The organism is Agrobacterium sp. S7/73 (assembly GCF_019355535.1).
Lineage (GTDB): Bacteria > Pseudomonadota > Alphaproteobacteria > Rhizobiales > Rhizobiaceae > Agrobacterium > Agrobacterium tumefaciens.
On sequence record NZ_CP072137.1, the window covers coordinates 796398 to 818513 of the forward strand.

Consider the following 22116-nt stretch of genomic DNA (forward strand, 5'->3'; position numbering starts at 1 on the left):
CAGCGCCCTACTTCTTCTGATCCAGCGCGTGACGCCCAAAGTCAGGCGTATCGACGTCCTGACCGGCCTCGATGATGGAGCGGCGGATGGAGCGTGTGCGGGAAAACAGTTCGAACAACTTGTCGCCCTCCCCCCAGCGGATCGCCCTTTGCAGCGAAGCAAGGTCTTCCGAGAACCGTGCCAGCATTTCGAGGATGGCATCCTTGTTGTGCAGGCAGACATCGCGCCACATGGTGGGGTCCGAGGCGGCGAGACGCGTGAAATCTCGGAAGCCGGAAGCGGAATATTTGATGACTTCCGACTCGGTTACCGTCTCCAGATCGTCCGCCGTGCCGACGATGTTGTAGGCGATGATGTGCGGCAGATGCGAGACGATCGCCAGAACCTTGTCGTGGTGTTCGGCATCCATTTCATCCACACGCGAGCCGAGCGCCCGCCAGAAATCCTTGAGCCTTTCCAGCGCCTCCGCATCCGTGCCCGGCAGCGGCGTGAAGATGCACCAGCGCTCGCGGAAAAGACCGGAAAAACCGGCATCCGGGCCAGATTTTTCCGTACCCGCCAGCGGATGTCCAGGAATGAAATGCACATTGTCAGGCATATGCGGCGCCATCTGCGCGATGACAGAGGCCTTGGTAGAGCCGACATCGGTGACGATGGCGCCGGGCTTCAGATGCGGCGCGATCTGCTCGGCAACCGCCCCGGATGAACCGACCGGCACTGAAACGATCACAAGATCAGCATCCCTGACCGCCTGCGCGGCGGATGTCGTATACTCGCTTCCAAGCGCCAGTTCCTCTGCCCGCTTCAGCGTTTCCGCGCTGCGGGTGGAAATCGTGACATGCCGGGCAAGACCCAGTTCCTTGATGTCGCGCGCAATGGACGAGCCGATCAGGCCGATGCCAACAAGCGCGATGCGCTCAAACATGATCTCGCCCATTACGCCTGCCCCATGAACTCGGTGAGCGCGGCGATGACGCCAAGATTGGCTTCTTCCGAACCAACCGTCATACGCAAGGCATTGGGGAAACCGTAACCGCGCACGGCACGCAGGATATAACCGCGGCGGCTCAGGAACTCGTCCGCATCTGGTGCACGCTTGCCATCCTGGTCCGGGAAATGGATCAGGACAAAGTTGGTGACTGATGGCGTGACCTTGAGGCCGAGACCGGTGAAGACCGTCGTGAGTTTCTCCAGCCAGAGCGTGTTGTGAGAGATCGCCTTTTCCAGGAATGCCTGATCGCGGATGGCCGCGGCACCCGCTGCGATCGCCGGCGCGCTCATGTTGAACGGACCACGCACCCGGTTCAGCGCATCGATGATGGCGGCCGGACCATACATCCAGCCGACGCGCAGTGCGGCCAGACCGTAAACCTTGGAGAAGGTGCGCGTCATCACCACGTTGCGGTTCCCAGACACCAGCTCGAGACCGGCCTCGTAGTCGTTCTTGCGTACATATTCGGCATAAGCCGCATCAAGCACGAGCACGACATGTTTCGGCAGACCAGCCTGAAGGCGGCGGATTTCCGCGACCGGAACATAGGTGCCGGTGGGATTGCCGGGATTGGCGATGAAAACCATCTTCGTCCTTGGCGTGACGGCGGCAAGAATGGCGTCCACATCGACGGCGCAATCCTTTTCCTTCACCGTCACCGGCGTTGCGCCCGCACCCATGATCTGGATCTTGTAGACGAGGAAACCGTGTTCGGTGATGATCGCCTCATCGCCCGTACCCAGATAGACGTGGCAGAGCAGGCCAAGAAGCTCATCCGAGCCGTTACCGCACATGATATTCGCTATGTTGAGGCCATGCACGTCTGCAATCGCCTGACGCAGCGCAATCGCCTGTCCGTCGGGATAGATTTCCAGATGGCTGGCGGTGGCGGCGAATGCCTCGATCGCCTTCGGGCTTGGCCCGAGCGGCGTTTCGTTGGAGGAGAGCTTATAAACCTTCGCGACGCCATCCACATGTTCCTTGCCGGGAACATAAGCGGCGATATCCAGAATACCCGGACGCGGAAGAGGTTGGCTAAGCTCTGCACTCATTTGATCGACCTTCGGAAATGCGCCGGGGAGCCCGGCAAAAGCAATGCCGGAGGCATTAGACCGGAATGGCCCCTTTGTCGAGGGTCAGCGCGGCTTTCCGTGCTTTGCGGCGGTGCGGGTGGTGGGCACACCCTGAGGCGCAAGGACCGGCACGAAAACCCGGCGTGAGGCGCGCTGGGTAACGGGCAATCCCTGATAGAGACGTTTCTGTGCCTCAACCACGATAACGCCGGAAAACAGCGGCCAGAGCCTGCGGCCGGTAAGCTCAAGGTATCGGCGGAATTTCAGTACCGGGCGGCTGGTGGTGGGCGGAAAGAAAAGCGCTTCGGCGCTTGCCCCCGGCGTAAAATTGGTCTCGCGCAGAAGCGCCGTCAACTGCCCGCGCGAATAGGGCCGGCCCGAGCCGAAAGGTGTGTGTTCCATGCGTGCCCAGACCCCACGCCTGTTCGGCACCACGATCACCAGACGCCCGCCGGGCGCCAGCACCCGCCAGAGTTCTTTCAGGGTTTCGCGCGGATTTTCGGCAAATTCCAGAGCATGCACCATCAACACCCGGTCTATCGACGAATCGGGTAGCGGCAGTTCCTCGTCAAACACCAGCGCCGTGGAGGAAAGCTCGCCTGCCGGCCAGTTCACCGCTCCCTGCCCCGCCGGCATGAAGGCAAAGGTGCGCTCCGTGTCATGACGGAACCGCTCCAGAAACGGCACGGCGTAACCGAGGCCGACCAGCCTTTCCTCCGGCAAAGGCGGCCAGAGCGATGAAAGCGCCATGGTGATCGCCTGCTCGGCCGAGCGGCCAAGCGGGGAATGATAGAATTCGCGCAGATCGACGATATCGGTGTTCATGGGCGAGAATGTAGCATCAGGCGGTTGGACTTCAAGGCGTCTGCGCCTACATTGAAATTCAGGCGGACAAATGCGCCGGCTAAGGCCGGCAAATGGAGAGGACCACGATGAAACCTTTGGAAATAGACGTCTTTCTTTGCCGCAGTGATAATTTTGGCGTTCTGCTGCACGATCCAGAAAGCGGGGCGACCGCCGCGATCGATGCGCCGGAGGAAGGCCCCATCCTGCAGGCTCTTCATGGGCATGGCTGGAAGCTCACGCATATCTTTACCACTCACCACCATCAGGACCATGTGGAAGCCAATCTGGCGCTGAAGGACAAATTCCAGTGCGAAATACATGGCCCACATGATGAGGCGATTGCGATCCCCGGTCTCGACCGGTCCCAGGCCGATGGCGACGAGTTCGAATTTGCCGGACGGCGCGTTCAGGTCATTGCCACACCCGGTCATACGGCGGGGCATATCTGCTACTACCTTCCCGATGACGGCCTGCTGTTTGCCGCCGATACGCTTTTCGCCATGGGTTGCGGTCGCCTGTTCGAACGTACGGCAACAGATATGTGGCACTCTTTCCAGAAGTTAATGGCGCTGCCGGATGACACGAAAGTCTATTTCGGCCACGAATATACACTTTCGAATGCCCGTTTCGCGCTCACCGTCGATCCTGATAACGCGGCTCTAATCGAGCGCGCCGAAAGCGTCGAAAAGGCGCGGCAGGCGAATGAATTCACCATTCCCACCACCATCGGGCTGGAAAAACAGACCAACCCTTATATGCGGGTGGCCGATGCCGGCATCCGCAGTCATCTTGGCCTTGAAGGGGCAACCGATGCCGAAGTCTTTGCCGAAATCCGCACACGCAAGGACAATTTCTGATGGGCGCCGATCTGTCTTCGGCAGCGATCATTCGCGAACTGGAACTGGAGCCGCACCCCGAGGGCGGCTTTTACCACCAGACATTTCGCGACAAGGCAGGTGGTGAGCGCGGCCATTCAACGGCGATCTATTATCTTCTGGAAAAGGGGACGCTCTCTCACTGGCATCGCGTCACCGATGCGGTGGAGGTCTGGCACTATTATGCCGGCGCTCCGATCACCCTGCATCTTTCCGAAGATGGCAGGGAGGTACAGACCTTTACCCTCGGCCCCGACATTCTGGAAGGCGAGCGCCCGCAGGTGATCGTACCTGCCAATTGCTGGCAATCGGCAGAAAGCCTCGGCGACTTCACCCTCGTCGGCTGCACCGTCTCGCCGGGTTTCGCCTTTTCAAGCTTCGTGATGGCCGAACCCGGATGGTCGCCGGGCGATACCCCGTAACTACATCAACCGCCATATTTGGTGGCGGTGATGTAGACTTGGCCTACCCGCGTCGGAATGACGGCGTAGACCGGGGCATAGACATCCATATTGTCGGATTTGGCGAACCATATCTCCATGGAAATGGATTTCAGGTATTCGATATCCTTGCGGCCCTGGCGATAACCCGACTTCGGCACGTAACGCGCCTTGCAGACCACGGCATCGCCGCTGAAGCCATTCGTCTTGAAGGGCTTGGTGCCGCTGGGGCTCAACACCAGATCCAGCCGCGATTCGCCGTCATAGATCGGCAGGCGCGACGGGCAGATGCGGCCGCCGGCGGGAATGATGAGGCCAGAGATTGGATCGAGGACGGAGCGCAGGTCGCCGTCCTTCACATTCACCCAATTGTCCGGCCGCGCCTTCGGCTCCGGTTTCACCGTCGTCGATGTGACGTTGCCGTTACGATAGACCACATCATAGGTCCGCACCCGCTTGCCGTCCTTGTAAACAAGCGAATATGTATTCGCCTGCAGCCGATGGCCGCGTTTGGCACCCGAAATCGTCGTCTTGCCGGAAATATCCGCCAGAACGCTTGCAAGCCCTGCTGAGCTGAAGGAACCGGAAATCGAATAGTTCGGGCCGTTCATGCGAGTCGAAAAACTCGCCTTGGCAATTGGTAGAATACCGAGATTGATGCTGTATTCGCTTGTATGGCGGGCTTCGGCGGCGAGCGAGGGAGATACGCCTGCAAACGCCATTGTCACAGCCATGAAAATGCTTTTTCCTCTGGCAATCATTTGGATATCACCTTAAAAGAGGCGCGGAAGCGGCCTTATGGGGCGATCATATACGCCGACTTGTGGCAATAAAAAAGCGGATGCCGGTTGAAAACGCCGGAATTTCCTTTCATTTGCTCGCGAGCGGCTTGACTGTTAAGTCCCGTCTGACTATAGAACCGCAACTTTCCAATCATGGCCAGTTGGATTGCCACCACGGTTTTGCCGGTGGCGAGCCAGTGGTGAAACAGACAAACGAAATAGGTGTACCCATGTCCCGTGTATGCGAATTGACCGGCAAGGGCGTCCAGACGGGCAACAACGTCAGCCACGCCAACAACAAGACCAAGCGCCGGTTCCTTCCGAACCTCTGCCAGGTTACGTTGATCTCCGATGCTCTCGGCCAGCGTTTCCGCCTGCGTGTTTCCGCAGCAGCTCTGCGCTCCGTTGAACATCGTGGCGGCCTCGATGCCTTCCTTCTGAAGTCCGGCGAAAACGAACTGAGCATGCGCGCTCGTCTCCTGCGCCGCCAGATCGCCAAGAAGACGGCCGAAGCTGCTTAATTAGCGGTTTCGACATCACTGATATTCAGAAGGCTTGAATGGCTTTTGCCGCTCAAGCCTTTTGCTTGTTCTAATTCGGCTCCAACTGGTGGCATCACCCAGGATAAAAAAATGCCCTACCTGCGCTACACGCTCATTTACGTTCTGCTGATGACACTGGTGGTCGTCGCGTCCAATATTCTGGTGCAATACCCGCTTTCCGGATCGCTGTTCGGCGTCAATCTCGGCGATCTTTTGACCTGGGGTGCCTTTACCTATCCGGTCGCCTTCCTCGTCACAGACCTTACAAACCGCCAGTTCGGCCCGTCAGTCGCGCGCCGCGTCGTACTTGCCGGTTTTATTGTTGGTGTCACACTGTCCTTCTGGACCTCGATCCCGCGTATCGCCGTTGCCTCCGGCACCGCCTATCTGATTGGCCAGCTGCTCGATATTTCCGTATTCAACCGCCTGCGCCGCCAGCGCTGGTGGCACGCACCTCTTGCCGGCTCGATGCTGGGTTCGGTGCTGGATACCGCGCTGTTCTTCTCCATCGCCTTTGCTGCGAGTTTCTCCTTCGTCGGTCCCAACGATGCCTTCGCCATTGAAAATGCCCCCGTGCTCGGCATCTTCGCTCTGGAGGCACCGCGCTGGATTTCCTGGGCGCTCGGCGACCTCTCGGTGAAGATCCTCGTCGGCCTCGTGATGCTACTGCCCTACGGCGCACTGATGAACACGCTGAAGCCGATGCCAAAGGTCGCCAAATCGGGCTGACACCATTGTCATCCAAGGTTTAAGGCTGGGGTGAGAGCGTGGATCGAATCGCGCTTGCAAACCAGCCGACTGCGTTGCAGTCTGCGGTCCGTGGCACAGATCAGAGGCAGGCAGATATGCAGATCAATGACGTTATCGATATTGTGGAGGCCGCCAGCGCCACGCTTTCAGGCTCCAGCTTCAACGACGTCAATCTGTCGGGTACGGTGTTCAACGACGTCAATCTCGCCGGAACCAGCTTCAACCAGATCAACTTTTCCGGCGCGTCATTTACCGACAGCAACATGTCCGGCTGGTCGATCGACGACGTTAATCTTTCCGGTCTGAAACTGAGCAACGCCAACCTGTCCGGCGCGCAGATAACAGGATACCGAATGACAGGGATGAAGATCGACGGCATTCCCGTCGAGGATCTGATGGCTGCCTACAAGGCGGCGCAGCAGGTGTGAACCTTCACTCCACCAGCTTGAATTCCAACATCAGATTGCGCTGGAGAAATGAGTGATTGTCATCGGAAACGATGATGAGGCGTGTGGAACCATCAGGCCCCTTCACCACATCCATGCCTTCCATATTATCGATCTGGTAGACCATGCCCGCTTCCAGCAGGATTTCGCCATCCACCACCGCGCCCGGCCTGATATCGGCAGCCTTGATGCGGCGGATGCGCATCCCCACCCCTTCAGCGAAATTGAAGCGGCGCTCCAGAAGCAGCAGGTCGCCATTGGGCAGGAAAGCACCGTCCGTCACGTCGAATGAGGGGTGATGGGTGACCGCGAATGTGCCCTTCAACGGGCCTTCCAGTATGGCGGCGAGAAGATTGCCGTCGGCATCGATGCTTTTCTCAGCCACCACGACAAGGGCACCGGCAAGCGGCGAATCGGCCGGCGAGACCGCAAGGGCCTCCATGCCGCCATTGTGGCGCAGTTCGCTGTTGGGAATGAGATGAGGCAGGCGGCTGAGCGGCTTTGAGGTCTCGAACCCCGGATCGGGATAGGCGTCGATCCTGTGCCGCTGCTCGTAGCTGACGAATACCTTGCCATCCCGCAGCGCCAGACCTTCCGCATCCATTTCCATCTTGCGGGAGGGTTCACCGCCGCTGGCATCCAGCATGGCAGTGATACGCACGTCAGCCAACCCGGACAGCGCGCCCGACGGGCCGCGTGCGATCTTGCCCGTGAGCCAGTGGCCGGTATCCAGCACAGCAACGAATTCCTGCCCGTTTGGGCGAAAGCGGATGGAGGATATGGCACCGAATAGTTTTTCCGGCGTGCTCATCACCATGCCGCCGATAAATTCCAGCTTGCCGAAACGCCTGGCGCTGGTGCCGACCTCGAAGCCTGACAACAGACGGACGCTGACCGGAACATCGATGGTCGACGCGCCGATGGGAACCGGAACGAGCGCTGCGACCGCAAGAACTGCAGCTACCGCCAGCGATTTACAGGAAAGAAAAGCCCGGCCCCGCTTATCCCGCACGGCGAACCTTGCGGGACGAGCTGGCGGTATTGGTATCCTCGAAGAGAGCAGCAAGCTGTTCGGTCATCGCGCCAGCCAGTTCGTCCGCATCCACGATCGTCACGGCGCGACGGTAATAACGCGTCACATCATGGCCGATACCGATCGCCAGAAGCTCCACCGGCGAACGTGTCTCGATCTGTTCGATAACGGCGCGCAGGTGCCGCTCCAGATAGTTACCCGCATTGACCGACAGCGTCGAATCGTCCACCGGCGCACCGTCCGAAATCATCATCATGATCTTGCGCTGCTCGGGGCGGCCGATGAGGCGGTTATGCGCCCACATCAGCGCTTCGCCGTCAATGTTTTCCTTCAGCAGGCCTTCACGCATCATTAGGCCAAGATTGCGCCGTGCACGCCGCCAGGGTGCATCCGCCGACTTGTAGATGATATGGCGCAAATCATTGAGCCGACCCGGCGAGCCGGGTTTGCCGCTGGCCAGCCATTGCTCGCGCGACTGACCGCCCTTCCACGCCTTGGTGGTGAAGCCGAGAATCTCCACCTTCACACCCGACCGTTCCAGCGTACGCGCAAGAATATCGGCGCAGGTGGCCGCAACCGTGATCGGGCGGCCACGCATCGAACCCGAATTGTCGATGACGAGCGAAACCACCGTGTCGCGGAACTTGGTGTCGCGCTCCTTCTTGAAGGAGAGCGGCTGCATGGGATCGATGATAAGCCGCACGAGGCGAGCCGGATCGAGATAGCCCTCTTCCAGATCGAAATCCCACGAACGGTTCTGCTGCGCCATCAGGCGGCGTTGCAGCCGGTTCGCCAGACGTCCGACGGCGCCCTGAAGATGGGCGAGCTGTTTGTCGAGAAACGCGCGCAGGCGGTCAAGCTCCGCCTCGTCGCACAGTTCCTCGGCGTGGATTTCCTCGTCGAATTCCTGGGTGAATATGCGGTAGTCGACCTTCTCGTTGAAATCGTCGAAGGGGCTGTTGGGGCGGCGGGTCTCGCCGGGCGTCTCGGAATCCTCATCGAGATCGTCGGACATTTCCTCGTCCGACATCTCGGCGCCGTCCATCTCGCCTTCTTCCATCTCCTCCTGCGAGGCCTCGCTTTCATCAGCGGGCGTCGCATCGGAACCGGCTTCTTCCTCGACCTGTTCTTCTTCGGTCTCGTTAGTGCGCGGCTGCTCCTCGTCGGATTCTGCCTCCTGGCTTTCCGGCTCGTTATCGTCGTCGCCGAATTCCTCCGCCATCTGCATGGAGGTCAGCATCTTGCGCACCAGCCGCGAAAAAGCCTTCTGGTCGCCAATCACCTTGGAAAGGTCGCTCAGGTCGCCGGCGGCCTTGTCCTCGATGAAGTCGCGCCACAGGTCGAGAACCTTGCCGGCACTGGCCGGTGGCTTTTCGCCGGTCAGCTTCTCGCGCACCAAAAGGGCGACGGCTTCGGCAAGCGGTGCATCGTCCTTCGTGTTGATGCCCGAAAAATTCGCCTTGGCATATTTTTCCGTGTTCATGGCCTGAATGTTGGAGGCCATGCCCGGCATGCGCAGTGCACCGATGGATTCCACCCGCGCCTGCTCAACAGCGTCAAAGATCAACCGCGCCTCGGCACCCTGCGGCGACATCACCGCATGGGTGTCAGCGTCATGGCAGGCAAGGCGAAGCGCCATGGAATCGCCAAGGCCACGGGTGACGGCGATTTCCTGCGCGGTGGGTTTCTTGGAAATTTCCGGCAGGCGCATGCGCTCTCCGGCAAGGCCAGGCCGCTCATTGGCGAAAACGACCTCAACCTCTGCATCGCCGGCAACCGATCGCACACATCCGGCAATCGCCTGACGCAACGGTTCGGTATCGACCGCCGTACCCGGTTTTGCTCTGGAATTGTCGCCGCGCGCTGCCATTGTCTTTCCTGTCAGTTGTCGACGCTTCGGAGCCGCCCATCCAAGGATGCGCGGCCCGCCGGCGTCTTCAAGTCATCGGTGATGTTCTCCGGACAAGCCGGGGAAGATCAGGCGCTGAGAACGATGTTCGCAGCACTTTCCTTCAGCTCGACGCCGAAAGCCCGCTGATATTGTTCGGCAACCAGCGTGCGCTCCAGTTCGTCGCACTTGTTGAGGAAGGTCACGCGGAACGCAAAGGCGAGATCGCCAAAGATTTCCGCATTTTCCGCCCAGGTAATGACGGTACGCGGGCTCATGACCGTGGAAAGGTCGCCATTGACGAAGGCCGAACGGGTAAGATCGGCCACACGCACCATCTTGGAGACGGTTTCGCGACCCTTCGGATTGTTGAGGCTCTTTACCTTTGCGGCAATGATGTTCACTTCCTGCTCATGCGGCAGGTAGTTCAGCGTGGTGACGATGGACCAGCGGTCCATCTGCGCCTGGTTGATCTGCTGCGTGCCGTGGTAAAGGCCCGTCGTGTCGCCGAGGCCGACCGTGTTGGCGGTCGCAAAAATGCGGAAGGCGGGGTGAGGACGGATAACGCGGCTCTGGTCGAGCAGCGTCAGGCGGCCCGAGGATTCCAGCACGCGCTGGATGACGAACATCACGTCCGGGCGACCGGCATCGTATTCGTCGAAGACAAGCGCGACATTGTGCTGGTAGGCCCAGGGCAAAATGCCGTCCTTGAATTCGGTGACCTGCTTGCCGTCTTTGAGGACGATGGCGTCCTTGCCGACGAGGTCGATACGGCTGACGTGGCTGTCAAGATTGACGCGCACGCAGGGCCAGTTCAGGCGGGCAGCTACCTGCTCAATATGGGTGGACTTGCCCGTGCCGTGAAAGCCGGAAACCATGACGCGTCGGTTGTGAGCAAAACCGGCAAGAATAGCGAGCGTCGTATCGCGGTCGAAAAGATAGTCGGGATCAAGGTCGGGCACATAGGCGTCGCCCTGCGAATAGGCGGGAACCCGCAGATCCGTATCAATGCCGAAAACCTCCCGCACGGACACCGTCGTGTCGGGCAGGTTGGAAATATCAAGGTCGATTTTGCTCATCACGTCTCCAAGGCGGGCGGCGGCCACCCGGCCACATCATCAATCAGGCGGTAAACACGAACGTTGGCTTAGCAGAAACCTGACTGCTTTAACAATTGATATGCTTGAACAACAGCCCGAAAACGTTCTTCAGAGCCGCGATCGCCACCATTAGCATCAGGATGGTGCTTTTTGACAAGCTCCTTATAGCGCCTTTTTATCTCTTCCTGCTTTGCACCCGCAGAAAGGCCGAGCGTATCGAAGGCTTTCGCCTCCAGCGTCTTCAACTTGCGGTCCTGCTGCAGGCGCTGGCCGCCGGCCTTTGCCCCGTTTGCATAACCATTCGTGAAGCCAAAAGGATCGCGGATGCGGGCATTGGCCGCGCCCGCCGCGCCGGAACGCAGCGTGGAGTGCAGCGGGCTGTCGCGCGCAGTCTTGTTCACGCCAACCGTCCAGGTGGGACGATGGCCGGTGATCGCTTCCTTCTGGTAACGGGCGATCTCGGTGTCAGACAGCCCGGAGAAATAATTATAGCCCTTATTGTATTCCTTCACATGCTCGAAACAGAACAGGAAGAATTGCCCCTCGGCATTGCGGCCGACAGGTGCACGGTGAGCGCCCGGCTTGTCGCATCCGTCCCACTGGCAGGTCGGGGCCTGAACCTCAGGTTCCCTGTCCCTTTTTCTGCGTGTACGGATGCGGTCGAAATATTTCGAATCCAGTTTCATGATGCCCTGATTATGGGGTGCGAAAAGGCGCACAACAAGAATTGACAAAGCGGAATGTTGCAGGCTTTTAGGTAGCCCCTTTTAAAGACCAGCCAACAGGATTGGAGCCCATCGCATGTCCCTGCGAGAACGCATAGAAACAAAGCTTCGGCAAAGCTTTTCGCCGGAACGCCTGGTGGTGATCGATGAAAGCCAGATGCATGCCGGCCATCAGCCGGACATAACCGGCACCGGCGAGACGCATATGCGTGTTCAGATAGTGTCTGAAAGCTTCGCAGGCAAGTCACGCATTGACCGCCACCGGGCGATCAATGCACTTTTGAAACAGGAACTCGACGCCGGGCTGCATGCCCTCGCCATCGAGGCGGCGGCGCCGGGGGAGCCGACGCGGTTCTAGGTAACGCGCGCCTTAAGCCTCAGCCGGGATGCTTTTCCGACAGGAAAGACTGCACCTCGGACGTCGCGACATCGTCGGCCACGAAGGACTGGCCGATGCCGTGGGTGAGGATGAAGGTGAGCTTGCCGCCCTTGACCTTCTTGTCCTGCGCAATTGCCGCCATCAGCATCTCGACCGGCGGCAGTTCACCTGGAATATCCTTCATTGACACTGGCAGACCAACCGCCTTGAGGTGCGCTTCGACGCGCGCGGCATCATCAGGGCTTGCAAGGTTGAGGCGGGCGGAAAACTGGTGCGCCAGCACCATGCCGATGGCGACACCTTCGCCGTGCACCAGCCGCTTGCTGTCATAATTCGTTGCTGCCTCCAGCGCGTGGCCGAATGTGTGGCCGAGGTTCAGAAGGGCGCGTACGCCGTTTTCCTTCTCGTCGGCCACCACCACATCGGCCTTCGCCTGGCAGCTTGTGGCAATCGCCTGGATGCGGGCGGGACCGCCGGTGCGGATTTCATCCCAGTTCTTTTCCAGCCAGAAGAAGAAGTCCGGCTTGTCGATCAAGCCATATTTCACCACCTCGGCGTAACCGGCGCGGAATTCGCGCTCGCTCAGCGTATCGAGCACCGCCGTATCGGCCAGCACCAGATCGGGCTGATGGAAAACGCCGACAAGGTTCTTGCCTTGGCGGGTATTGATGCCCGTCTTGCCGCCGACGGAGGAATCCACCTGCGACAGAAGCGAGGTCGGTATCTGCACGAAACGCACGCCGCGACGCACGATGCCCGCCGCAAAACCGGCGAGATCGCCGATAACACCGCCGCCAAGCGCAATCACCGCATCGTTGCGCTCCACCCGTGCGGAGAGAACGGCATCGCAAACAGTGACCAGATGTTCGAAGCTCTTGGTCTTCTCGCCCGCAGGCAAGGTCAGCGAAACGGCCTCGATGCCATCCGTCTGCAGGCCGTCCATCAGGCCTTCGAGGTAAAGCGGTGCAACATGCTCGTCAGTGATGATAGCGGCACGCCTGCCCTTCAGCCGCGACGAAATCTCGCCGCCCGCCCTGCCGATCAGGCCCGGTCCGATCAGAATGTCGTAAGCGCGCTCACCGAGCGGCACATGGACAAGACGTTCGTCGGTGTGGATTTCGGAAGGCGTCATGATGCTCAGTCTTTCTGTTCAAGGCCGGCGATGGCGGCCAGCACTTCGGTCACGATGATCTCCTTGCGGACATCGCGGGATTCGATGGTCAGATCCGCTTCCGCATAGATCGGATAACGTTTCTCCATCAGAGCCGCCAGCGTGGCCTTGGGGTTTTCGGTCTTGAGAAGCGGGCGATGATCACGCTTGTTGACCCTTTCCCACAAAACCTCGATATCGGCCTTCAGCCACAGCGACACACTGCCGCGCGTGATGTGCCGGCGGGTATTGTCGTTGATGAAAGCGCCGCCGCCGGTAGAAATGACCTTGGGGCCACCGCGCAGCAGCCGCTTGACGACCCGCGTTTCCAGCGCCCGGAACTCCTCCTCGCCATAGGTGGCGAAAAGTTCGGCTATCGTCATGCGGGAAACACGCTCGATTTCGACATCCGTGTCGATGAAGGAGACCTTGAGCTGCTGGGCGACCATGCGACCGATCGCGGACTTTCCAGCCCCCATCAGTCCGACAAAGACGACGTTGCGCCCGGCGAGCTTGGCCCGCGCTTGCTCCCCGAGTGTGACCGGGACAGATAAATTCTTTTCATTCATAAAATTGAAAGCCCGTTTGGCATGGATATCTGCAAATGTTTACGAAGCGTCAAGCCAAATTGCTGACTGAATTGCGTTGAATCACATTCATCGCCGCATGCGGCAGCGGCGGACTACCGCTTTTTGATCTTGTCGCCGCTTTCGCTGCACCGCATATACCTTCAGACAGCCACCCTCACGGAGCCGCCATGCCAACCCTCTTCCGCTTCACGATGATACTGGCAACCATCGCGGGGCTGATCTATGGCGGCATGGTGCTGCTGGTCATGTTCGTCAAGCCCAATGATCGCGAGGTGACGGTGCGCATTCCTTCCGAGCGGCTGAACCCGCCGTCGGCGGAGCCGGCAAGGCGCACCCCATGAGTAGCAAAGAGATGAGCGGGCGGGACGGCGCGCGGCTCGAAAGTTTTCTGGAAATGATGAGCGCCGAACGGGGTGCCGCCGCCAATACGCTCTCTTCTTACGAACGCGACCTTTCCGATCTGCGTGAATTTCTCGGTGGCCGAGGCCAGTCCTTGATGGAAGCCGCCACGGCAGACCTGTCGGCCTATCTGACCCATCTTTCCACTCAGGGCTTTGCAGCCACGTCGCAGGCAAGACGCCTGTCTTCCATGCGGCAATTCTACCGGTTCCTCTATTCTGAAGGACTTCGCGGCGACGACCCGACCGGTACCATCGATGCACCCAAGAAGGGCCTCACCTTGCCCAAGACGATGAGCGTCGCGGACGTGACAAAACTTCTTGGCATCGCTGCTGAAGAGGCCGCCTTAACCGGCCCCGGCCAGCTTGCCCGCATCCGCATGCATCTCCTGCTCGAACTTCTCTACGCGACCGGCATGCGCGTCAGCGAACTCGTTTCGCTGCCGGTCAAGGTTTTGCGCCAGGAGGGACGCTTCCTGATGATCCGCGGCAAGGGCAACAAGGACCGCATGGTGTTGCTGTCTCGCGCGGCCATCGAGGCGATGGAAAAATACGACGCGGCCAGGAAGTCGCTCGTACCTGAGAAAAGCAGGACGCCCGCGTCCCCCAAAAAGGCTGACAGTCCGGAAAGTCCGTGGCTGTTTCCTTCAAACAGCAAGGAAGGGCATCTGCCGCGACAGGTTTTCGCCCGCGACCTGAAGGACATTGCCATTCGCGCGGGCCTCAATCCCTCGGCGGTGTCACCGCATGTCCTGCGCCACGCCTTTGCCAGCCACCTTCTGCAGAACGGCGCCGACCTGCGCGCCGTGCAGGAACTGCTCGGCCATTCCGACATTTCCACGACACAAATCTATACACATGTGCTGGAAGAACGCCTGCAAGAGCTGGTACAAACACATCACCCCCTTGCCAAACAGGGCAAAAACCTTGATTAGAGCGACCGGAACCGCCGGATAATCCGGCTCAAACCTTGCGCAAAACGATCGGAAACGGATCTCATGCACAATTATCTCGACTTCGAAAAACCTATCTCGGACCTTGAAGGCAAGATCATCGAGCTGAAGAAGCTTGCCGATGAAGACGAGAGCATAGACACCTCGGAGGAGATCAATCGCCTGGAATCACGCGTCAATGACGCGATGCAGGATATCTATTCCAAGCTGAACGCGTGGCAGAAAACGCAGGTCGCGCGCCATCCGCAGCGCCCGCATTTCGTCGATTACGCCAAGGCGCTGTTCACGGATTTCACGCCACTTGCAGGCGACCGCAAATTTTCCGAAGACGCTGCCATCCAGGCGGGCCTTGCCCGCTTTAATGGCCAGCCCGTCGCCATTATCGGCCAGGAAAAGGGCAATGACACCAAAAGCCGCCTGAAGCACAATTTCGGCAGCCCGCGTCCGGAAGGTTACCGCAAGGCGATCCGCGTGCTGGAACTGGCTGACCGCTTCTCGCTGCCGGTCGTGACCCTTATCGATACCGCTGGTGCCTATCCCGGTGTCGGCGCAGAAGAGCGCGGTCAGGCAGAAGCCATCGCCCGCTCGACGGAAATGTGCCTCAACGTCAAGGTGCCGATCGTCTCCGTCGTCATCGGCGAAGGCGGCTCGGGCGGCGCAATCGCGATCGCCACGGGCAACCGCGTCTACATGCTCGAACATGCGATCTATTCGGTGATTTCGCCGGAAGGTGCCGCTTCCATTCTCTGGCGCGATTCGACCCGTGCCAAGGAAGCCGCGACCAACATGAAAATCACCTCGGAAGATCTGAAGTCGCTTGGCGTCATCGACGGCATCATTCCCGAGCCGATGGGCGGCGCGCATCGTGATCCGGCGGCCGTGATTGGTGCCACCGGCGACGTTATCGCCAAGGCGCTCGCCGATCTTTCGCAGCGCTCGGGCACGCAGCTGCGCGCCGAACGCCGCCAGAAATTCCTGGATATCGGCAGAAACCTTTAGAGCGTTTCCAGTAAAAGTGCGCAGCGGTTTACGTGCGGAAATGCGCAAAAAGAGGCAGTTAGATTTTTTGGTGGATCAAAAAGAAGCCAAAACAATCTAGCTCCAGCCTTATTTTCCTTGAATCTCGCCCCAACTCGGCCATAGTCCGGTCACATCAACAGATGTATCGGCGGCCGCAGGGGCGGGTCCGATTTGAGTTAAGAAGATGTAAACGGTTAATACCGTATTTAAAATACACGCGGGACGGTGTAGAACTCCGTCGCCCGTGCCATCGTCTTTCGGATCAGATCATGCGTTTGACACATTTTGCACTTCTTGCCTGCACCGCGCTCATTCTCAGCGGCTGCAACGATACGCTCGAAACCGTCGAACGCGACGTCTCCCACGTTAAAAACAAGGTTGATTACCCGCTTTCTCCGTCCATTCTTGCCGAGATCGACAAGAAGAACATGGATCGCACCTCGCCGATCATGATCCGCATCTTCAAGGAAGAAGGCGCGTTGGAAATCTGGAAGGCCAAGCGCGACAACCGCTTCGACAAGATTGCCGAATACCAGATTTGCGCCTGGTCCGGCAAACTCGGCCCCAAGGTGAAAGAGGGCGACCGGCAGGCGCCGGAAGGTTTCTACAACCTGACGCCCGCGCACCTCAATCCCAACTCTAAATATTACCTTGCCATCAACACCGGCTTTCCGAACCGCTACGATGCCGCCAACGGCCGCAACGGCACCAACCTGATGATCCATGGCGCCTGCTCGTCATCCGGCTGCTATTCGATGACGGACGCGCAGATCCTTGAAATCTACGGTTTCGCCCGCGACGCCTTCAAGGGTGGCCAGAAGACCGTTCAGCTGCAGGCCTTTCCCTTCCGCATGACCGCGGAAAACATGGCCCGCCACCGCCAGAGCGAGCATCTCGATTTCTGGAAGATGCTGAAGGTCGGTTACGACAATTTCGAAGTCACGAAACGCCCGCCGGAAGTGAATGTCTGCGAGAAGAAATATGTCTTCAACCAGCAGACCGAAGGCGGCACGTTCAACGCATCTGCGCAATGCCCGGCCATGAGCACGCCGCCGGCACTGGTGAGCGCGCTTTCGAGCTACGAAAAGACCTATGATCTCGCCTATGAAAAGGCGATGAAGAAATATGACGGCATGGCCTGGTACGACCCGAGCGAGGCGGAGCGCAAAGCGCTGGTTGCCGAAAAGCGCAAGGGCCGCGAACCCGCTTATGCTCCGACCGGCTCGGCGCTGAAGGCCGGCAAGCTGATGAAGGAAACGGAATATGCCGCGCTGATGGAGAAGAAGGCGCAGCAGGTGACCTCGTCTTCGCCGGCGACCACCGCAACCGCGTCTTCTCTGCGGACCCCGCATCCTTCGGCAACCCAGCCCGCAGCTCCGCAATCGAACCCTGCCCCGGCGGCCCCGACAATGGTTGCCGCTGCTACGCCTGCGGCTTCGGGGCCTGGTCAGAACGGAACTGCCGCCCAGGTCCCTGTACCGGCCATGAACCCGCTCGCTTTTTCCGCAGCACCGCCAGCGGAAGCACCGGAAAAGAAGCCGTTCTGGAAGTTCTGGGCCAAGGAATGACCGACACGGCTGACATAGTTTTCGACTTGAGGGGGCTTAAATGCCCCCTTCCGGTTTTAAGAAGCCGTAAAAAACTCGCTGGCCTGCAGGCGGGCGATGTTCTTGTTGTAGAGACGACCGACCCGCTGGCGGTTATCGATATTGCCCATATGTGCAACCAGGATGGGCATAGCCTGGTTGAAACTACGACGTTGACCAAAGGACACCGATTCAGGATCGTGAAGGGAGCGTAATTACCCTCGCTGCCGAGAATACTCCACTCGATCTCCCCCTTGAGGGTGAGATACTCGACAAGGTAAAGGGGTGCCCCGCCCGCGGGTTTCAACCACCGTTTTGCGACCTAAAACCTCAACCCCGAAACCGCCAGCGGATTGTCCGTCATCGCCTGCCTGTCCGGACGGTCGATGCCCGGCGTGCCGGTGAAAGCAGCAAACAGGTCCTGCACGAACGCCTCCGGCAAATCCTTGGTAATCAGCACCATGCGCGTGCGCTGGTCAGACGGGTCCGGCCATGCCGCGAGGCGCTCGGGTGTGTGGAAAATGTTCTGTACCCCGTGCAGCACAAGGGGTCGGTCCGGATTGTCCGACAGCTTGACGACGGCCTTCATCCGCAACAACTTTTCCCCATGCGCCGAACGCAGCAAGTCCACGAACATGTCGATTGCCATCGGGGCTATCGGCTGGTCGTGAATGATCGAGAAGGAACGGATCGACGCGTCGTGCCGGTTCACATCGTGGTGGTGATGGTGGCCATCGTGGTCGCCATGATGGTGGTGGTCATGATCGTGGTCGTGGTCGTGGTGATCGTGTTCCGCCTCTTCCCCCAGCCAGCGGCCGACATCGGCATTTTTGCTGCCGGGATCGTAAAGACCGTTATCCAGCAGTGCGGCAGCACTCCAGTCGGCCCGGTCACCATCCTCGATCGTCGCGCGCGGGTTTAGCGCCTGAAGGCGGGCCGACAGCGTGGAAATTGTGGAAGCATCGGCAAGCGCGCGCTTCGTCATCACCAGCCGATCGGCCACCGCCGCCTGCTTCACCGCTTCCTCGTGATTATCGAGTGTGGACAGGCCGTTCACGGCATCCACAACCGTAATGATGCCGTTCAGAACGAAATTCTGCGCAATCACCGGGTTGCCCATGACAGACTGCATGACGGGAGCGGGATCAGCAAGACCAGTGGTTTCGATCACGACACGCTTCACCGGCTTCAGCTTGCCGGTCTGGATGCCGTCCATCAGTTCCGCTAGAGTATCCACCAGCTCGCCGCGAACGGTGCAGCAAAGGCAGCCTTCCGCCAGTTCGATGATGCCCTCGCCTGCACTTTCAACCAGCATATGGTCGATGCTGACATCGCCGAATTCATTGATGATGATCGCGGCGTCGCTCATATCGGGGTCTTTGAGAAGCCGGTTGAGCAGCGTCGATTTTCCGGCGCCGAGAAATCCGGTGATGATTGAAACCGGTATGCGATCGCGAGACATGTCTTGCCTGTATGTTGATGGCCGCTCCGGCAGATCGTTGGCCGATATTAGATCCGGAACCGCGCAATAATCACAAAAAATCGCCCGGGGCCTGAAGGCCACGAGCGACACTGTAATATCATAACAAACCGAAGCTGCGAATACAGATTCCGCGCAGCGTTCAGGCTTCGCGCGCGCCCTCATCCATAAAGAGTGCGGTTAGGCGAAATCAGAATGTCGGACGCGGGATCGGAATCGGCACGTTGGCCACTTGTCCCTTGGCGCTCGCACCCTTGGCGGTGTTGACCGCCACCGTCTCACTGCCGGGAATGAGACCCGCGAAAGAATATTCCGGCGGACGGGTCATTTCCGTAACGTAGGGCGAATGGATGACCATGCGGCCGGTCTCGTCGCGGCTTTCGCTGCGCACCTTGGCCGCCTTCGGATTGCAGATTTCGGCACTGACGTCGTTTACCTCGGCGGTATCGCCATAGGGTGCCAGCGAGGCGAGTGAAACGCCTTGGCCCGAGGGCGCCGTCAGTCCCATCTGCAGCAGATCAGCGGACTGGTCGGTTCGCCCGGCAAGGCTATCTGCCCCCAGCACCACAGTTATGACCGAACGGCCGTTGCGCACGGCGGAGGACACCTGGTTGAAACCGGATGCGCAGATGAAGCCGGTCTTCATGCCATCTGCGCCATCAAAGCGGCCAACGAGCATATTGAAGTTGGCGTAGTCCTTCTTGCCGGTGGTGACACCTTCCAGCGAGAAATAATGGGCATATTCCGGGAATTCCCGCTTGATGATCAACGCCAGAAGCGCAAGGTCACGCGCCGTCGTATATTGGCCCTTGCCGGGCAGGCCGTTGGCGTTGATGTAACGGGTGGAGCTCATGCCCAGCCGCTGCGCCTGCGCATTCATCTGCGCCACGAAATTATCGCTGGTGCCGCCGATGGTTTCGGCAATCGCCACAGCGATATCATTGGCGGATTTGATGAGCAGCAGCTTCAGCGCGCTGTCCATCGTCAGCTTCTGGCCGGGCTTGAAATACATTTTCGAGGCCGGCTGGTCGGCGGCCTTCTTGCTCATCACCACTTCCGTCTGCGGGCTGAGCTTGCCGGCCTTCATCTGCGAAAAGGCGATATAGGCGGTCATCAGCTTGGTCAGCGAGGCCGGATACCACTTGCGGAACGCTTCCTGGTGGGAAATCACCTTGCCGGTTTTGACATCGACCACCATTTTTGGATTGGCATTCGCCACGGGTGCAGCGGCAACAAGGCCGGCGGTCATGATGGCAATGGCTGCGGAGAGCCGTCGGGCGGCGTTTGGCGATTTAAGATTCTGTGGCAAGGCTTATCCTCGAATTCCCGTCTTCAGTCAGGGAATGGCAATATTCACCATATATGTCCTAGCAATGGCAAAGTACATTGATTACGTCAATTATGCGGCGCACTATCCACCGCGGAGGATAGGCTTTTACGCCATGCCGCACCGATGAACCCAGGAATGAACGAATGCCGATTTTGAACAGAGCCGCCGAACTTCAGCAGGAAGTCAGCGAATGGCGGCGTCACCTGCATGAAAATCCCGAGATTTTGTATGATGTCGACAACACCGCAGCTTTCGTTGCGGACAAGCTGAAATCTTTCGGCGTTGACGAAATCGTGACCGGTCTTGGCCGCACGGGCGTGGTCGGCATCATCAGAGGCAATATTCCAGGCAATCGCACCATCGGCTTTCGGGCGGATATGGATGCTCTTCCCATCCTTGAGGAAACCGGCAAACCCTGGGCTTCCAAAACCGCAGGCGCCATGCATGCCTGCGGCCACGACGGCCACACCGCCATGCTGCTTGGCGCCGCCAAATATCTCGCGGAAACCCGCAATTTCGCCGGGTCCATCGCGGTCATCTTCCAGCCCGCCGAAGAAGGCGGTGCGGGTGCGCTCGCCATGGTCGAGGACGGCCTGATGGAGCGGTTCGGCATCGATGAGGTCTACGGCATGCACAATATGCCGGGTATTCCGCTCGGCTCGTTCGCCATCCGCAAGGGCGGTATCATGGCGGCACCGGACAAGTTCTCGATCACTGTCAAAGGTCGTGGCGGCCATGCGGCCCAGCCGCACCGCACGATCGACCCGATCACGATCGGCGCACAGATCGTCGGCAATCTGCAGATGATCGCCTCGCGCAATGCCGATCCGATCCGATCCGTGGTCGTGTCCGTCACCCGCTTTCACGCCGGCTCCAGCCACAACATCATTCCCAACGACGCGCTGATTGCCGGCACGGTGCGTAGTCTGGACGAGACGGTGCGCGATCTCGCGCAGGATCGCATCAAGCAGATGGCGGAAGGCATAGCGCTTGCCAATGGAGCGGAAGCCGAGGTCGTCTATGAACGTTATTGCCCGGTGACCTTCAACCATGCGGACGAGACCGACCACGCCATCCACGTCGCCCGCGATGTGGCTGGTGAAAACAACGTCGACCCCGATGTCGACCCTTCCATGGCGGGCGAGGATTTTTCCTTCATGTTGAAGGAAAGGCCGGGTGCCTTCATCTTCATCGGCAACGGCGATTCGGCCGGCCTTCACAACCCTGGATACGATTTCAACGACGACGCCATCGCCTACGGCATTTCCTATTGGGTGAAACTTGCCGAGCAACGCCTGACGAACTGACTACCGGGACGCAAAGAAAGCAGAGGAACAGGTCAACCGCGATAAAGAACGCGGTTGATCCGCCGGCTACGGCAGGTTAAAGAGCAATTCAGTGTCCACGTAGCTCAGCAGGATAGAGCACAGGATTCCTAAGACAAATTGGGGGTTGCGCCCGGAAACGACGCAATCGATCTGCTCAAAGTCGGGGAAAGCTTCGCTGGTCTTCCAGCATGCCAATCCCGAGCCAAGCTCTGGAGAAATCCGGTGAAGGTGTAGAGACTGGATGGGCAGCACCTAAAAGCCGAAAGGCTCATGGTGAAGGGACAGTCCAGACCACGAACGTCCTATCCAATGGAGATGGGCGGCGGCTAAAGCCGAAGTGGTATGAATCCTGGGGTCGGAGGTTCGAATCCTCTCGTGGACACCATTTTCCTGTAAATTCAGTTTAAAACA

The 22116-nt window shown here is 59.2% G+C and carries 24 protein-coding genes; 12 read left to right on the forward strand and 12 right to left on the reverse strand.

All coding sequences use genetic code 11. The features are described 5' to 3' along the window. Positions 1–7: 7 nt before the first annotated feature. The 3 genes from J5276_RS18575 to J5276_RS18585 form a co-directional block, all read right to left on the reverse strand. Positions 8–937, reverse strand: coding sequence for a prephenate/arogenate dehydrogenase family protein (locus tag J5276_RS18575; protein ID WP_003511341.1), 930 nt, complete (start codon positions 935–937; stop codon positions 8–10). Beyond that, complete coding sequence (gene hisC / locus J5276_RS18580) at positions 937–2043, reverse strand: histidinol-phosphate transaminase (protein ID WP_003511343.1); 1107 nt, start codon at positions 2041–2043, stop codon at positions 937–939. The genes J5276_RS18575 and hisC overlap by 1 nt, the downstream gene beginning before the upstream one ends. Positions 2044–2127: 84 nt before the next feature. Continuing rightward, a complete protein-coding gene (locus tag J5276_RS18585; RefSeq protein ID WP_003511344.1) occupies positions 2128–2889 on the reverse strand; it encodes a class I SAM-dependent methyltransferase in 762 nt (253 codons plus the stop codon). Positions 2890–2996: 107 nt separating this feature from the next. Between J5276_RS18585 and gloB the strand changes: the two genes are divergently transcribed. Next, complete coding sequence (gene gloB / locus J5276_RS18590; RefSeq protein WP_003511345.1) at positions 2997–3767, forward strand: hydroxyacylglutathione hydrolase; 771 nt, start codon at positions 2997–2999, stop codon at positions 3765–3767. Then, positions 3767–4207 carry a cupin domain-containing protein gene (locus J5276_RS18595; protein WP_065662475.1) on the forward strand — a complete coding sequence of 147 codons (441 nt, stop codon included), beginning with the start codon at positions 3767–3769 and terminating at the stop codon, positions 4205–4207. Before gloB ends, J5276_RS18595 begins: the two co-directional genes overlap by 1 nt. Before the next feature lie 5 nt (positions 4208–4212). On the opposite strand, the gene J5276_RS18600 is transcribed toward J5276_RS18595, so the two are convergent. Beyond that, positions 4213–4986, reverse strand: a complete 774-nt coding sequence (locus J5276_RS18600) for a DUF3108 domain-containing protein (RefSeq protein ID WP_013761795.1) — start codon at positions 4984–4986, stop codon at positions 4213–4215. A 251-nt stretch (positions 4987–5237) separates the two neighbouring features. Between J5276_RS18600 and rpmB the strand changes: the two genes are divergently transcribed. The 3 genes from rpmB (at position 5238) to J5276_RS18615 (ending at position 6727) form a co-directional block, all read left to right on the forward strand. Beyond that, entirely contained in the window at positions 5238–5528 is a 291-nt protein-coding gene (gene rpmB / locus J5276_RS18605) for a 50S ribosomal protein L28 (protein WP_003509888.1), read from the forward strand. 111 nt (positions 5529–5639) lie between these two features. After that, a complete protein-coding gene (locus J5276_RS18610) occupies positions 5640–6278 on the forward strand; it encodes a queuosine precursor transporter (protein ID WP_003511348.1) in 639 nt (212 codons plus the stop codon). Positions 6279–6394: 116 nt separating this feature from the next. Next, positions 6395–6727 carry a pentapeptide repeat-containing protein gene (locus J5276_RS18615; RefSeq protein WP_065704542.1) on the forward strand — a complete coding sequence of 111 codons (333 nt, stop codon included), beginning with the start codon at positions 6395–6397 and terminating at the stop codon, positions 6725–6727. 4 nt (positions 6728–6731) lie between these two features. Here the strand turns inward: J5276_RS18615 and J5276_RS18620 are convergent, their stop codons facing one another. The 4 genes from J5276_RS18620 to J5276_RS18635 all read right to left on the reverse strand — a co-directional run bounded on the left by J5276_RS18620 (position 6732) and on the right by J5276_RS18635 (position 11452). Next, positions 6732–7757: an esterase-like activity of phytase family protein gene (locus tag J5276_RS18620; RefSeq protein ID WP_065704420.1), complete on the reverse strand. Its 1026-nt coding sequence runs from the start codon at positions 7755–7757 to the stop codon at positions 6732–6734. Next, positions 7747–9648 (reverse strand): cobaltochelatase subunit CobT, encoded by a 1902-nt coding sequence (gene cobT / locus J5276_RS18625; RefSeq protein ID WP_013761798.1) that lies wholly within the window; start codon positions 9646–9648, stop codon positions 7747–7749. Before cobT ends, J5276_RS18620 begins: the two co-directional genes overlap by 11 nt. A 107-nt stretch (positions 9649–9755) precedes the next feature. Next, entirely contained in the window at positions 9756–10745 is a 990-nt protein-coding gene (gene cobS / locus J5276_RS18630; protein ID WP_003511352.1) for a cobaltochelatase subunit CobS, read from the reverse strand. Between the two features lie 68 nt (positions 10746–10813). Then, positions 10814–11452, reverse strand: a complete 639-nt coding sequence (locus tag J5276_RS18635; protein ID WP_065704544.1) for a J domain-containing protein — start codon at positions 11450–11452, stop codon at positions 10814–10816. Between the two features lie 115 nt (positions 11453–11567). Here J5276_RS18635 and J5276_RS18640 point away from each other — a divergent pair, with 115 nt between their 5' ends. Beyond that, positions 11568–11849 (forward strand): BolA family transcriptional regulator, encoded by a 282-nt coding sequence (locus J5276_RS18640; protein ID WP_065704422.1) that lies wholly within the window; start codon positions 11568–11570, stop codon positions 11847–11849. A 19-nt stretch (positions 11850–11868) separates the two neighbouring features. On the opposite strand, the gene aroB is transcribed toward J5276_RS18640, so the two are convergent. Together aroB and J5276_RS18650 are read right to left on the reverse strand one after the other, a co-directional pair. Then, a complete protein-coding gene (gene aroB / locus J5276_RS18645; protein ID WP_003511355.1) occupies positions 11869–13002 on the reverse strand; it encodes a 3-dehydroquinate synthase in 1134 nt (377 codons plus the stop codon). Positions 13003–13007: 5 nt separating this feature from the next. After that, the gene (locus J5276_RS18650; RefSeq protein ID WP_003511357.1) at positions 13008–13589 is read right to left on the reverse strand and encodes a shikimate kinase; all 582 of its coding nucleotides are present in this window, start codon (positions 13587–13589) and stop codon (positions 13008–13010) included. Between the two features lie 188 nt (positions 13590–13777). On the opposite strand from J5276_RS18650, the gene J5276_RS18655 reads away from it, so the two are divergent. The 5 genes from J5276_RS18655 (at position 13778) to J5276_RS18675 (ending at position 17782) form a co-directional block, all read left to right on the forward strand. Next, on the forward strand, positions 13778–13951 hold the full coding sequence (locus tag J5276_RS18655) for a hypothetical protein (protein ID WP_003511358.1): 174 nt from the start codon (positions 13778–13780) through the stop codon (positions 13949–13951). A gap of 11 nt (positions 13952–13962) precedes the next feature. Further along, complete coding sequence (xerD, locus tag J5276_RS18660; RefSeq protein ID WP_003511359.1) at positions 13963–14943, forward strand: site-specific tyrosine recombinase XerD; 981 nt, start codon at positions 13963–13965, stop codon at positions 14941–14943. Positions 14944–15006: 63 nt separating this feature from the next. Next, a complete protein-coding gene (locus J5276_RS18665) occupies positions 15007–15960 on the forward strand; it encodes an acetyl-CoA carboxylase carboxyltransferase subunit alpha (RefSeq protein ID WP_003511360.1) in 954 nt (317 codons plus the stop codon). 290 nt (positions 15961–16250) lie between these two features. Beyond that, entirely contained in the window at positions 16251–17549 is a 1299-nt protein-coding gene (locus J5276_RS18670; protein WP_025595405.1) for a murein L,D-transpeptidase family protein, read from the forward strand. Continuing rightward, positions 17546–17782, forward strand: a complete 237-nt coding sequence (locus J5276_RS18675) for a sulfurtransferase TusA family protein (protein WP_003511363.1) — start codon at positions 17546–17548, stop codon at positions 17780–17782. The genes J5276_RS18670 and J5276_RS18675 overlap by 4 nt, the downstream gene beginning before the upstream one ends. A 107-nt stretch (positions 17783–17889) precedes the next feature. Here J5276_RS18675 and J5276_RS18680 read toward each other — a convergent pair whose 3' ends face one another. Together J5276_RS18680 and J5276_RS18685 are read right to left on the reverse strand one after the other, a co-directional pair. Next, entirely contained in the window at positions 17890–19029 is a 1140-nt protein-coding gene (locus tag J5276_RS18680; RefSeq protein ID WP_065704424.1) for a GTP-binding protein, read from the reverse strand. A 208-nt stretch (positions 19030–19237) separates the two neighbouring features. Continuing rightward, positions 19238–20296, reverse strand: a complete 1059-nt coding sequence (locus J5276_RS18685) for a D-alanyl-D-alanine carboxypeptidase family protein (RefSeq protein WP_046205618.1) — start codon at positions 20294–20296, stop codon at positions 19238–19240. Between the two features lie 224 nt (positions 20297–20520). Between J5276_RS18685 and J5276_RS18690 the strand changes: the two genes are divergently transcribed. Beyond that, entirely contained in the window at positions 20521–21684 is a 1164-nt protein-coding gene (locus J5276_RS18690; protein WP_035199638.1) for a M20 aminoacylase family protein, read from the forward strand. Positions 21685–22116: the final 432 nt, after the last annotated feature.